The sequence below is a fragment of the Enterovibrio baiacu genome (assembly GCF_004120195.1).
GTDB classification, from domain to species: domain Bacteria; phylum Pseudomonadota; class Gammaproteobacteria; order Enterobacterales; family Vibrionaceae; genus Enterovibrio; species Enterovibrio baiacui.
Genome location: NZ_SCHN01000019.1, coordinates 1 through 12,073, shown reverse-complemented (window position 1 = coordinate 12,073; position 12,073 = coordinate 1). Strand labels below are relative to the sequence as shown.

Here is a 12,073-nt window from a genome sequence, read left to right as displayed (position 1 = left end):
GATGAAAGGAAAAATTTTCACCGGACTGGTGTTTGTCATCCTTCTTGTGACCAGCGGTATCGTGCACATTCCTGCGAGTTTTGCGCTTCGCTATATGCCTTCGAACACGGGCGCGGATTTTAGTGGTGTTTCTGGCACGGTATGGAACGGTTCGGCAAAGCAATTCACGTGGCAAGGCCAACCGCTTGGTACGTTAAATTGGACGTTGAACGTATTGCCTTTGTTTACCGGAAAGGCGGATGTGTCGGTCCGTTTAGCCGGGGCAGGTTTGTCAGCCCGAGGTAATGTGGGCTATGGGTTTAATGGTGTGTTTGCGAAGCAACTTTTGCTGTCAGCGCCAGCGTCTTTTATTCAATCTTATGTGCCGTACCCTCTGCCCGTTAGCGTGTCGGGACAATTTGATGTGACCGTGCGTGATTACCTGATGAATGAACCGTTTTGCGATACGTTAGATGGCAATATTGCTTGGTCTCAAGGAAGTGTCAGTTCTCCACTAGGCAATGTAGATCCTGGATTGGTGGTTGCTGAGGTGACTTGTGATGAAGGTAGCCTTGTGTTGAACGGTGACAGCAAATCGGATGCACTGCAGAGCGAATTTTCTATCTCGCTCGACCCGAGTCAGCGTTACAACATTAATGGTTGGTTCATTCCTGGTGATGCGTTACCGGATAGCATGAAGAATCAGTTAAGCTGGCTAGGAAAGCCGGACAACGAAGGACGCTACAGACTCAGCTTTGGTAGCTAACAGCCTTTGTTAGGAGAGAACACATGACAAAGAAACTCACGCCCCCCGAGATTTTGGATGCCAAGGTAGTGGCGAAATCGCGCCTTTTCCAAATCGAGTCTCTGGAACTTCGTTTTAGCAATGGGGAAGAGCGTACATACGAGCGCATGAAGCCAAGTGGCAGAAATGCTGTAATGATTGTGCCCGTCACTGAAAATGGTGATCTGCTTTTGGTTCGTGAATATGCTGCCGGAACGGAGCGTTATGAACTAGGCTTTCCAAAAGGCCTTATCGATCTCGGCGAAACCGCACTTGATGCTGCAAACCGAGAGCTAAAAGAAGAAATCGGCTTTGGCGCTAATCAACTTTTACCGCTGAAAGAAGTGGTACTTGCTCCGTCGTATTTCTCAAGCAAAATGACCTTATTTCTTGCGCATGACTTGTATCCAGAGAAGCTCGAGGGCGATGAACCTGAGCCATTGGAACTTGTTCGTTGGCCTGTTAATCAGGCTGAAGCGCTGCTGTCTCACATTGATTTTGGGGAAGCCCGCAGCATTACTGCACTGCTGTTGGCATTGAAACATCTTTCCGGCCAGTAAAGACTGTCGGCGTTCTTTTCAGTGACTAAAAGACATTGAAAACAGTCGTAGTGTGAAGGCCCAAGAGGAGTATCACATGGAGCTGTCACAGCTACTGCAACCAGTGATTGAAATCGCGCGTGCATCCGGACAAGTGATTCTGGATATCTACCAACGTGGTGATTTTGAAAAAAACATAAAAAGCGATGATACGCCTGTCACCAGCGCCGACTTAGCGGCGCATAAATTAGTGACAGAGCGATTGACTGCACTCACCCCCGACATTCCCGTGCTTTCTGAAGAAGATGCAACTGTGCCTTTGTCTGAACGCGAAACATGGGACAGATATTGGCTGGTGGATCCGCTTGATGGCACGCAAGAGTTCATCGCAGGTAGCGGCGACTTTGCCACGATCATTGCGTTGGTTGAAAACAACCAACCTGTGATGGGCGTGGTATATGGCCCTGTTTCGGGTGTGTCGTACTACGCAGCGAAAGGCCACGGCGCATGGAAAATCATGCCGGATGGTGAGAAAGTGCGTTTATCCATTCTTAAGCATGATGATGAAATGTCGTCATTGTCGATTGCGATCAGTCGCCGACAAGACATCAGCAAAATCACTGAGCGCTTAGACCCAAGCCGCCACTATGATTTAGTGCCATTAGGTTCGGCAGCGCTGAAGTCATGTTTGGTGGCGGAAGGTGCGGTGGATTGCTACCTACGCTTAGGGCCAACAGGTGAGTGGGACACGGCAGCCACGCAGTGTATTGTCGAAGAATCCGGTGGCCGTATTTTGGACATGACCTTGTCGCCCCTTTCTTACAACGAAAGAGATTCGTTCGAAAACCCGAACTTTATTGTATTGGGTGACACCGGGCTGCCTTGGCGAGATATCGTGCGTTTAGAAGGTTAAAGCCTTCATAAAGCCAGCAACAAAAAAACGGAGCATTCGCTCCGTTTTTTTGTTAAGCAGGAACTCTGCATTAAAACAATCGATTCAACCCGTTCAATGCCGCAACACGATAGGCCTCTGCCATGGTGGGGTAGTTGAACGTGGTGTTGATGAAGTAATCCAAGGTATTCCCTTCACCTTTTTGCTCGAATATCGCTTGGCCGATGTGAATGATTTCCGCGGCACGCTCTCCGAAACAGTGTATCCCGAGAATCTCTTTGGTTTCGCGGTGGAACAATATCTTCAAACTGCCAACATCCATGCCCGCAATCTGCGCGCGTGCAAGGTGCTTAAACTGCGCACGGCCAACTTCATAGGGCACTTTCGCTGCCGTGAGTTCTTGCTCTGTTTTGCCGACTGAGCTGATTTCGGGAATGGTATAAATGCCCGTTGGAATATGGTCGATGAGGCGTCCTGCCGCTTGGCCCTCAACAATGGCTTGTGCCACGATTCGGCCTTGGTCATACGCTGCACTGGCGAGACTTGGGTAACCAATCACATCACCCACAGCAAACACATGCTCCACTTCGGTTCCATAGTTGTCATTCACTTTTAATTGGCCACGAGAGTCGGCTTTTAAGCCAACCGCTTTGAGGTTGAGTGAGTGAGTATTACCGGAACGTCCGTTCGCGAACAGGATGCAATCTGCGCGCATTTTTTTGCCGGATTGCAGATGCAAAATCACGCCGTCTTTCGTGCCTTCGATACGCTCGTATGTTTCGTCGTTACGAATCAAAACACCGCTGTTCCAGAAGTGGTAGGAGAGCGAGTCAGACATTTCGTTATCAAGGAAAGACAACAAGCGATCACGGGTGTTGATCAAGTCCACCTTGATGCCGAGACCACGAAATATCGACGCATACTCGCTACCAATTACCCCTGCTCCATAAATAATGACATGGCGAGGGTCGTGCTCTAAAGAGAGGATTGAATCACTGTCGTAAATGCGTGGGTGTTTGAAGTCGACGTCTTTCGGGCGGTAAGGGCTAGAGCCGGTCGCAATGACAAATTTGTCGGCGGTGTAGGTATCCACGCTGCCATCTTTCGCGGTGACTTGCAGTTCATTCGTGCCGCTAAAACGCGCACTGCCATGCAGGATTGAGCAGGCATTTCTGTCATAGAAGCCTTGGCGCATGCGGGTTTGCTTTCCGATCACAGATTGCGCATGTCCGAGAATGGCTGAAAACGTACTGTGTACATATCGGTTATCGCCTGAATAGATCGGGCTCTTATTAAACTCGATAATACGGCTAACGGTATGGCGCAACGCTTTAGATGGGATGGTGCCCCAGTGGGTACAACCGCCACCGACGGTCTCTTCTTTTTCGACGACAGCAACGCGTAAACCAGCTTTGGTTAAACCCATGGCGGCACCTTCGCCGCCAGGGCCACTGCCGATCACGATAACGTCAAAATGGCTAGGCGATGTAGGGGATGCTTTGCTCATATCCTTATGACCTTTTGTTTTCATTATGTTAAGAATCGCGAGCTGATTGTAACGCCGCAGGCGCTTAACGAGAACACACTCACTACTAATCAGCGTAGGTGATCACGCAACTTTGGGCGAAAAGGTCGCTCTTCGCGTCATAATTCTGTCTCGTTGTGGTGATCTAACACAGGGATTGCAAAAACGAACAGTGAGACCCACTGAACTCCTTGTAAAAAGCGGGTATAGTTTGCGGTTAGATTTCATGAGGTAAACACTGGCGATGGGAATAAGAGCTCAACAGAAAGAAAAAACACGTCGTACGTTGATCGATGCTGCATTTAGTCAGCTCAGCGCCGATCGCAGCTTTTCCAGTTTAAGCCTCCGTGAAGTGGCACGAGAAGCCGGTATTGCACCGACATCTTTCTATCGTCACTTTAAAGACATGGATGAATTAGGCCTGACCATGGTTGATGAAGGAGGTTTGCTGTTGCGTCAATTGATGCGACAAGCGCGCCAACGCATCGCGACCGAAGGCAGTGTGGTCAGAACGTCAGTAGAAACCTTCATGGAATTTATCGAAAGCAGCCCGAACGTGTTCAGGCTGTTATTGCGTGAACGCTCTGGTACATCGACAGCATTCCGCGCGGCTGTGGCCCGTGAGATTCAGCACTTTGTGGCTGAATTGACAGAATACTTCGAAGCGAAAACCGGACTAACCCGTGATGAAGCCTATAATCAGGCGGAAGCATGTGTGACCTTGGTATTCAGTTCTGGTGCAGAAGCACTCGATCTGGACAAACGAGCACGTGCTGAACTCGCTGAGCGATTGGTGACACAATTGCGCATGATTGCAAAGGGCGCTTACTGGTACCGCAAAGAGCGGGAACGCAATGCTCTCAAGGATAAGTTGTCTTCAGGCAGGTAAGAATTATGGAACAAAATCATCAATCTGAGCGTAAATTTCTCCTCCTCGCGGTTATCGCGGGTTTATGTGGCAGTGCGACATTGTCGACGCTGTTCGTCGATAGCGTAGCATTCTCGATTTTCCCAATTATCGCGTTTGTTTTGTCTATCTACTGTTTCTACCAGCAACACCTCACACAACCTCTTACTGAAGGTACGCCGCTTATCGCGTTTGCGTGTTTCTTGGTAGGTGCGTTCGGATATTCGGCATTTGTACGTATGCAGGTGCCAGACCTCGGCGGTAATTTCTTCTCTATCATTGTGACCATGATCCTGGCGTTTTGGATTTTCCATCGCATGGGTTGGTTGAAAGGGAAAAAAGAAGCCGTTGAAGAATAAGCCATCAGGTTTGTTCGACTAAACGTAAGAAAGGAGCCGCTAGGCTCCTTTTTTATTGCATTGTGTTTGCTGGGCTATTTACGTTCCAGCATGACACCCGCTTCCATATGGTGGGTATATGGGAACTGGTCAAACAGCGCAAAACGAGAAACGCGGTGTGTTTCAGAAAGAATCTCAAGGTTTTCTTTCAGTGTTTCTGGGTTGCAAGAAATGTAAAGAATGCGGTCGTAGGCTTGAACCATACGACAAGTCCCTTCATCCATGCCTGAGCGTGGTGGATCAACAAAGATGGTGTTGCAGTTATAGCTTTGTAGATCAACACCTGCTTGCTGAAGGCGACGAAACTCGCGCTTACCTTCCATCGCTTCCGTAAACTCTTCTGCAGACATACGGATGATTTGTACGTTGTCAGCATTATTGGCGGCAATGTTGAATTGCGCTGATTCCACTGACGGCTTCGCCAATTCAGTCGCTAAGACGCGCTCGAAGTTGTGTGCCAGTGCCAATGAAAAGTTGCCGTTACCGCAGTAAAGCTCAAGCAAGTCACCCGTGCTATCTTGGGTGCAGTCTACTGCCCATTCCAACATCTTCTCTGCGACTTTGCCGTTTGGCTGCGTGAAGCTGTTTTCGATCTGCTGGTAAGTCAGTGTGCGATCGTGAACCGTCAGCTTTTCAATCACGTAATCGCGGTCGATGATGATTTTCTGCTTACGTGCACGGCCAATTAAGTTCAGGTTAAACCCTTCATCATTTAGGCTTTGTTTCAGTTCACGCGCGTTCTTCTCCCACTCTTCATCCAGTTGACGGTGGTAAAGCATAGAAACCAGCACTTCACCGCTCAAAGTAGAGAGAAAATCGACTTGGAAGAGCTTGCGACGCAGGCTTTCGATGGGCTTAATCGCGTCGACCAAAAGAGGCATCAGATCATTGATGATGCGGCTTGCTTGTGGAAATACATCTACGCGATACTTTTCCTTCGTCTCTTGGTTGAACATGATGTAATAGAGATCATCCCCTTCATGCCAGACGCGGAACTCTGCACGCATACGATAGTGCTTGTCTGGAGACGGAAACACCTCGAGTTCAGGCGTGTTGAACGCACTAAATGCCTCGTTCATGCGGGCAATTTTCTCGTCCAGCTGTGCCTGATACTGGCGGGTGTCAATCAGGGTGTTGCTCATATTACCTAACCTGCGTAACTAAAAATGAGCGCAAATTGTAAGTAGCCCATCCATATTGTCCAGCCTTTTCGCTGACTTTTTCGCCAATCGGACAATGTGGCAGCGTAAACGGAGTGCTTAGGATAATATTGGCGCAGTTTGCTATGGCTGGAATGATCATGACCTTTCGAAAACCCAAAAACCGTAAAGAAATTTGCTATCCCTTCATCTATGAATCGGCGTTGACGTGCGACTATGAGGTACATACCGATGAGTTGTGCAGCTTGGTCGGTATGGTGTTGGCACAAATGCCCGAAGGGTTTGATGATGTGGTGGCTGACCTCGAAACCCTTCACCCTAAGATCTATCATCTGAACGGTTCTGTTCGCGGGAAGACGGCGATCTTCGAAGAAGACCTCGAATGGCTTCACGCACGTTATGACTATTACAACGAAGCCAGCAAAGGGCGAATCTCTCGTTTCGTATTGCCTCGTGGCCCTGTCGCTGTGATGGCGTTGCACCAATGCCGTACAGGGTCGAAGAAAACCGTTCGTTTGCTGCACCGCTTGGATGAATCAGGCGTAACGTTTGAGCCAGTACTGCCGCGCTTTGCGAATCTTCTCGCCAATTTCTTCTTCGTGCTAACTGTCTATATAAAGATGAAATTGGATGTCGAAGAAGTCGATTTCGTTAGCCTCAGTTACTAGTTTTTTGGTAACACACCGTCTTCTTTGCGATTCAAATAGGACTCAGATCTCACTATCAAAGTATCAATAGCGCGCTGACTTCACTATAATCGGCGCGCTTTTTACTTCCAGCTGGGAATCTGGTGAAAATCCAGAACTGGCGCGCAGCGGTAATGAGAAACGAAGGTGACACGGCGTAAGCCAGACACTGTGCTTCTATCGACGATAGGGTGTGGGAAGTCGTCACTGTAGGCCGTCTCTAAGTCCGAATATCAGCTGGGTCACAATATGGTTTCAGGAATTCCTGACATCATTAGATACACGCGATTATGGATCTGATATGTCTCATAAGTATTGGGTAGCAGGAATGCTGCCAATGGCTGTGTTTGCGCACGCCGAAACAACCACCCCTTCTATCGACGACACTATGGTCGTAACTGCTAGCGGTTACGAACAACCTATCAAAGATGTTATTGCCCCAGTTTCCATTGTTACTCGCGAAGACATCGACGCTATTCAAGCCAACTCATTAACTGAAGTTTTACGCCGTCTCCCTGGCGTTCAAGTTTCAAGTAATGGTGGTTATGGGCAGCTTTCCCGAGTTTATGTTCGTGGTAGCGATAACGTTCTTGTGCTGTTAAATGGTGTTCGTATTGGTAGTGCGACTGCTGGTTTCGTTAATCTGGGTCAATTGCCTCTTACAGGTATTGAGCGTATCGAGTTTGTTCGAGGCTCACGCGCTGCAGTTTATGGCGCTGATGCAAGTTCGGGTGTAATCAATATTATTACGATCGCATCACCATCTTCCTATGGCGGAGAGGTGAAAGCAGGCACAGGCTCGAACGGTTACTACCAAGTTGCGGGCTCTGCTTCAAATGCCATTGGCGAGAATAGCTGGGCAAAAGTAGCTGCAAACTTAGAAGCAGCAGAAGGCTACAGTGTTCTGAAAGATGCCGATACAGATGACGATGGCTTCAAGAACAAAGATGTCTTACTTGAGTTTGGTCATAAATTCAATGACAACCTCACTGCTCTGGTAAATGGTTATTACCATTCAGGCTTTGTTGAATATGACACAAGCTATGTCAGTTCTGATGAAACGGATAATGTTGTTTACAACGTGTCAGGTCAGCTTGAGTACCGAGATGAAAAACTGGCATCGTCTTTCACGCTAGCCACCAACCGTGATGAAGGTGAGAGCAAGGGCGCAGTGATAGGTAGTACCATTGTCACTGAACGTGAATACGCAAACTGGCGTTCTAGCTATGCGTTTTTGCCAGGATACCTAGTTGGCTTTGGCCTTGAATACAGTAACGACAGTGTTAAGGACTCTACGCTAATCTCCCGTGGCGAAGCTCAGCAGTACGAAAAGACAAGTCGTGATAATCATGCTGCTTACATGACGCTGAGCAGGGACATTGATCAGGTTCAGCTAGAGGGTAGCGTTCGCTATGATGATAACGAACAATTTGGTGATGAGGTTACTTGGCAGTTAGGCGCAGGCTACTGGCTTACAAACGAATTCCGAGTAACTGCAAATTCAGGTACTGGCTTCAAAGTTCCAACTTATAACTCTCTATACTGGCCAGGTTCATCTAATCCGTCGTTAATGCCAGAAGAAACACAAGACTATGAGATTGCGGTTGAAGGTTATCAAACATTTGCGGATTGGCGTTTGTCAGCCTTTAGAAGCGACATTACGAACCGAATCAGTTGTCAGGATAACTCGGCTTGTACTAACGACAATGTGCGTATTGAAGGTATTGAGCTAACAAGTCAATTTGATACTGGTCCATTGAGTCATGTTGTTACCCTTGAGTTTCTTGATCCCAAAGATCGTGATGAGAACGGTCGTCAGGTGGCTCGAATTTCCAAGCAAAACGCCAAGTGGGACATGACATACTACGGCGATGCATGGCAAACAACGTTAAGCTACCTCTACCAGAGTGACCGTTATGATTATATCTATGGTGGTGGCGTACACGAAATGCCAGCTTATTCTTTGGTTGATTTGTCTGGCAGCTACAACATCACTGACGCGTTGATTGTGAGTGGTCGCGTAGCAAACCTATTTGATGAAAGCTATGAACTGGCTAGAGGTTACAACCAACCGGAGCGCAGCTTCTACGCAACAGTTACTTACGAGTTTTAAGCCGAAAGCCGCCATCAGGCGGCTTTTTCTTTTGGAATAAAAAATGAAAAAACGCGTTATTGTCAGTTGGTCATCTGGCAAGGATTCGACGTTGACCCTTTGTCGCTTACTAAAAGACAGTTGCTACGAAGTGGTGGGGCTTTATACGTCATATGTAAATGGGGAAGTACCATTTCAAGCCACTCCCATTAATATCGTTAAGGCGCAAGCGAAAAGCATTGGCTTGCCTTTGGTTCTGATCGAACTGGAACAGGTGTTCCCACCTAACGATGCATACCAGCAAGCGATCATTAGTGGTATCAAGCATAGTGGCCTCGAGATTGATGCTGTCGCGTTCGGGGATATGTTTTGTAACGGCATAGAAGCATACCGTCGAAGTTACATAGAGCCGGCAGGGTGGGAATGTGTGTTTCCGCTTATTGGCCAAAACAGTGCACTGCTCGCCAGAGAAATCGTAGAGGTGGGTATTGTTACGAAACTGACTACGATTGATACCTCGCAACTAGACGGAAGCTTCCTAGGAAGAGCTTACGATCAGCGACTTCTTAATGATTTGCCTGCCCATTGTGATCCGTGTGGTGAGGATGGTGAATTCCATACATTGGTCACAGATGCGCCATGCTTCTCTTACCCACTCATCACCGAGGTCGATACTGTTAAACGCGAAGGGCGTTTTCATCATCAGATTCACCGCCTTCTTGAGTGAGAGATTTTAAAACCTGAGCATGCGCAGTATCATGACGGCGAAAACAATGACGAAGGTAATAGATGTGAAAAGTGTGCTGATTTTTGATTCTGGTGTTGGTGGGCTTTCAGTCTATCGAGAAATCACAAAGATGATGCCTGAACAGCATGTGATTTATGCCTTCGATAATGCAGCGTTTCCTTATGGCGAATTAAAAGACGACGTCTTAGTGTCTAGAGTCACTGGTATGGTGTCATCGATTTGTGCTGAACACGACATCTCGCTGGTGGTCATTGCGTGCAATACTGCAAGCACACTTGTGCTTCCATATCTTCGAGACATGCTATCTATTCCTGTCGTCGGCGTCGTTCCGGCGATAAAGCCTGCCGCAGCGCTAAGTAAGACGAAAAGAATTGGCCTTTTAGCTACACCAGCCACAATAAAGCGCCCTTATACTTTCCAACTCGTAAATGATTTCGCACCTGATTGCGACGTTAATATGGTGGGCTCGACCGAATTGGTTCAAATGGGGGAGTCTAAATTACGTGGCAAGCCTGCAAATAAAAGTATATTAAAAGACATTCTCGCCCCGTTTATTGGGCAGGTAGACTGTATCGTTTTAGGTTGCACTCACTTTCCATTGCTTAAAGAAGAAATTGAAGAAGTGGTAGGAAAAGACTGCAAGGTGATCGATTCGGGAGAAGCGGTTGCGAGTCGGGTTGCAGAGCTAATAAAAGAAGAAGGCCAAAAGGCCTTCTTCAATAAACGTCAACATAGAGTATTTAGTAGTGCACCGGTAAAAGAAGAGAGTGCATTAAATCAGGAGCTGTCACTACTAGGCTTTTCGCCTATTGAACGCGCTCCGACTTTCTAGGGTCATTCGCTTCCCTGACTTTTAGCGTCCTTTCACCGTATTCACTATTGTTTAGTTGCTCAATGGCTGCTGGTGCATCAGCGGCGGCCATGACAACAAACCCAAACCCTCTCCGTTTTCCCGTCCTTTTGTCTTTCATCAAACGAACCGCAAACACTTCTCCGTATTCGGCGAAGAGTTCCTTCACGTCATTTTCATTTGCACGATAAGGCAGGTTACCTACATAGATTGTTTTTGAATTTAGCGAAGACGCCTCAGAAGTAGTGCCTGCAGATTTTGTAGATAAAAGAGAAAGGGCAATACCTACGGTTATGGCACCCATTGCGAATGCGAACCCGGTACTCGATATTAGTTGTGAAGTATTAAGCAGTAATGCGCCCAGTCCAGCAATGGCTGCTGCAATAAGCAAACTTATAGATGTTCTCATAATCGTCTAATTTAAAGTTCTGTTAGAAGAAGTAGCATGAAGAATAGAAATCAATGCTGATTAAAATAAATACAATTGTCCGTTTGATATTACGGTTATTGAATTGTTATTACCAGTGAGTGAATGTGACCGTTATCTAATGTTGCAATATGTTGTGTTTTTTAAAGTTTAGGTTGAATTGTGTTCAGTCGAAATAAAAACGAATAAAAACGCTTGCCAATGTGATCTCAGTCTCTATAATGCCGCCTCACTGACACGGAGAACGACTTCTTAAAGAGAAATCGCTCAACGAAATCAGGTAGGGAATGGCTTCAAAATTCGATGATAAATAAACGCTTGACGCGTTGGTTTGAATCAGTAAAATGGCCGCCCGCTTCACCGAGAAAGCCCAGTGCTTATCGCGGCTGAAGGGAGTCAACAAGACGTTTTGGATGTGGTGAACACCACGCTGAAAAATCTCAAAATTTCTTCTTGACTTCATCGCCCGGCAGCGTAAAATTCGCAGCCCTGACGATGAGAAGCGAACGCTTCTACAGTCAACGTTCTTTAACAATTTGACCTATACAATCTGTGTGGGCACTCGTACTTGATAGACATAAAGATTTATCAATGAAYTGAGTGACCAAGATGGTGAATCTCTTCGGAGTGATACTATCAACACAGCAATGCAGTTTTGCCTACGGGCAAAAAAGTAATTCAGTATTCATTGAGCGTTAGAACTGTTTCTTCGGGGATGGGGATAACAACAAAATTCTAATTGAAGAGTTTGATCATGGCTCAGATTGAACGCTGGCGGCAGGCCTAACACATGCAAGTCGAGCGGCAGCGACAACATTGAATCTTCGGGTGATTTGTTGGGCGGCGAGCGGCGGACGGGTGAGTAATGGCTGGGAACCTGGCCTGACGTGGGGGATAACAGTTGGAAACGACTGCTAATACCGCATGATGTCTACGGACCAAAGAGGAGGACCTTCGGGCTTCTCGCGTCGGGATGGGCCCAGTTGGGATTAGCTAGTTGGTGAGGTAATGGCTCACCAAGGCGACGATCCCTAGCTGGTTTGAGAGGATGATCAGCCACACTGGAACTGAGACACGGTCCAGACT

Annotated in this window: 12 protein-coding genes, 1 rRNA gene and 1 riboswitch; of the genes, 10 read left to right on the top strand and 3 right to left on the bottom strand. The window is 47.4% G+C overall.

Features of this window, described 5'->3' with window-relative positions; translation table 11 throughout:
• The first annotated feature begins 1 nt into the window (after position 1).
• The 3 genes from EQP46_RS19220 (at position 2) to cysQ (ending at position 2,215) form a co-directional block, all read left to right on the top strand.
• Positions 2-745, top strand: a complete 744-nt coding sequence (locus EQP46_RS19220) for a type II secretion system protein N (protein WP_129495179.1) — start codon at positions 2-4, stop codon at positions 743-745.
• 23 nt (positions 746-768) lie between these two features.
• The gene (gene nudE, locus EQP46_RS19215; protein WP_017012515.1) at positions 769-1,323 is read left to right on the top strand and encodes an ADP compounds hydrolase NudE; all 555 of its coding nucleotides are present in this window, start codon (positions 769-771) and stop codon (positions 1,321-1,323) included.
• 76 nt (positions 1,324-1,399) lie between these two features.
• Complete coding sequence (gene cysQ, locus EQP46_RS19210; RefSeq protein WP_129495178.1) at positions 1,400-2,215, top strand: 3'(2'),5'-bisphosphate nucleotidase CysQ; 816 nt, start codon at positions 1,400-1,402, stop codon at positions 2,213-2,215.
• A 70-nt stretch (positions 2,216-2,285) separates the two neighbouring features.
• Here the strand turns inward: cysQ and sthA are convergent, their stop codons facing one another.
• Positions 2,286-3,701, bottom strand: coding sequence for a Si-specific NAD(P)(+) transhydrogenase (gene sthA / locus EQP46_RS19205; protein WP_129495177.1), 1,416 nt, complete (start codon positions 3,699-3,701; stop codon positions 2,286-2,288).
• A gap of 262 nt (positions 3,702-3,963) precedes the next feature.
• On the opposite strand from sthA, the gene fabR reads away from it, so the two are divergent.
• Both fabR and EQP46_RS19195 read left to right on the top strand, forming a co-directional pair.
• Entirely contained in the window at positions 3,964-4,608 is a 645-nt protein-coding gene (gene fabR, locus EQP46_RS19200; RefSeq protein ID WP_129495176.1) for an HTH-type transcriptional repressor FabR, read from the top strand.
• A gap of 5 nt (positions 4,609-4,613) precedes the next feature.
• Positions 4,614-4,985, top strand: coding sequence for a YijD family membrane protein (locus EQP46_RS19195; protein ID WP_129495175.1), 372 nt, complete (start codon positions 4,614-4,616; stop codon positions 4,983-4,985).
• A gap of 74 nt (positions 4,986-5,059) precedes the next feature.
• On the opposite strand, the gene trmA is transcribed toward EQP46_RS19195, so the two are convergent.
• Complete coding sequence (gene trmA / locus EQP46_RS19190) at positions 5,060-6,166, bottom strand: tRNA (uridine(54)-C5)-methyltransferase TrmA (protein ID WP_129495174.1); 1,107 nt, start codon at positions 6,164-6,166, stop codon at positions 5,060-5,062.
• Positions 6,167-6,324: 158 nt separating this feature from the next.
• Between trmA and EQP46_RS19185 the strand changes: the two genes are divergently transcribed.
• The 4 genes from EQP46_RS19185 to murI all read left to right on the top strand — a co-directional run bounded on the left by EQP46_RS19185 (position 6,325) and on the right by murI (position 10,542).
• Positions 6,325-6,852: an ATP--cob(I)alamin adenosyltransferase gene (locus EQP46_RS19185; protein WP_129495173.1), complete on the top strand. Its 528-nt coding sequence runs from the start codon at positions 6,325-6,327 to the stop codon at positions 6,850-6,852.
• 73 nt (positions 6,853-6,925) lie between these two features.
• A riboswitch (cobalamin riboswitch) is annotated at positions 6,926-7,127 on the top strand.
• Positions 7,128-7,171: 44 nt separating this feature from the next.
• Positions 7,172-8,983, top strand: coding sequence for a TonB-dependent receptor domain-containing protein (locus EQP46_RS19180; protein WP_129495172.1), 1,812 nt, complete (start codon positions 7,172-7,174; stop codon positions 8,981-8,983).
• A 43-nt stretch (positions 8,984-9,026) separates the two neighbouring features.
• A complete protein-coding gene (locus tag EQP46_RS19175; protein ID WP_129495171.1) occupies positions 9,027-9,689 on the top strand; it encodes an adenine nucleotide alpha hydrolase in 663 nt (220 codons plus the stop codon).
• Positions 9,690-9,708: 19 nt separating this feature from the next.
• Complete coding sequence (murI, locus tag EQP46_RS19170) at positions 9,709-10,542, top strand: glutamate racemase (RefSeq protein ID WP_129495170.1); 834 nt, start codon at positions 9,709-9,711, stop codon at positions 10,540-10,542.
• On the opposite strand, the gene EQP46_RS19165 is transcribed toward murI, so the two are convergent.
• Positions 10,517-10,969 (bottom strand): RNA recognition motif domain-containing protein, encoded by a 453-nt coding sequence (locus EQP46_RS19165; protein ID WP_129495169.1) that lies wholly within the window; start codon positions 10,967-10,969, stop codon positions 10,517-10,519. The genes murI and EQP46_RS19165 overlap by 26 nt on opposite strands.
• 754 nt (positions 10,970-11,723) lie before the next feature.
• On the opposite strand from EQP46_RS19165, the gene EQP46_RS19160 reads away from it, so the two are divergent.
• Positions 11,724-12,073, top strand: a 16S ribosomal RNA gene (locus EQP46_RS19160); the annotation flags it as partial.

Coding starts and splice junctions, on each gene's coding strand:
- nudE (WP_017012515.1), top strand. CDS start 769: ATGACAAAGAAACTCACGCCCCCCGAGATTTTGGATGCCAAGGTAGTG.
- cysQ (WP_129495178.1), top strand. CDS start 1,400: ATGGAGCTGTCACAGCTACTGCAACCAGTGATTGAAATCGCGCGTGCA.
- EQP46_RS19185 (WP_129495173.1), top strand. CDS start 6,325: ATGACCTTTCGAAAACCCAAAAACCGTAAAGAAATTTGCTATCCCTTC.
- trmA (WP_129495174.1), bottom strand. CDS start 6,166: ATGAGCAACACCCTGATTGACACCCGCCAGTATCAGGCACAGCTGGAC.
- EQP46_RS19165 (WP_129495169.1), bottom strand. CDS start 10,969: ATGAGAACATCTATAAGTTTGCTTATTGCAGCAGCCATTGCTGGACTG.
- EQP46_RS19220 (WP_129495179.1), top strand. CDS start 2: ATGAAAGGAAAAATTTTCACCGGACTGGTGTTTGTCATCCTTCTTGTG.
- EQP46_RS19175 (WP_129495171.1), top strand. CDS start 9,027: ATGAAAAAACGCGTTATTGTCAGTTGGTCATCTGGCAAGGATTCGACG.
- EQP46_RS19195 (WP_129495175.1), top strand. CDS start 4,614: ATGGAACAAAATCATCAATCTGAGCGTAAATTTCTCCTCCTCGCGGTT.
- EQP46_RS19180 (WP_129495172.1), top strand. CDS start 7,172: ATGTCTCATAAGTATTGGGTAGCAGGAATGCTGCCAATGGCTGTGTTT.
- sthA (WP_129495177.1), bottom strand. CDS start 3,701: ATGAGCAAAGCATCCCCTACATCGCCTAGCCATTTTGACGTTATCGTG.
- fabR (WP_129495176.1), top strand. CDS start 3,964: ATGGGAATAAGAGCTCAACAGAAAGAAAAAACACGTCGTACGTTGATC.
- murI (WP_129495170.1), top strand. CDS start 9,709: ATGCGCAGTATCATGACGGCGAAAACAATGACGAAGGTAATAGATGTG.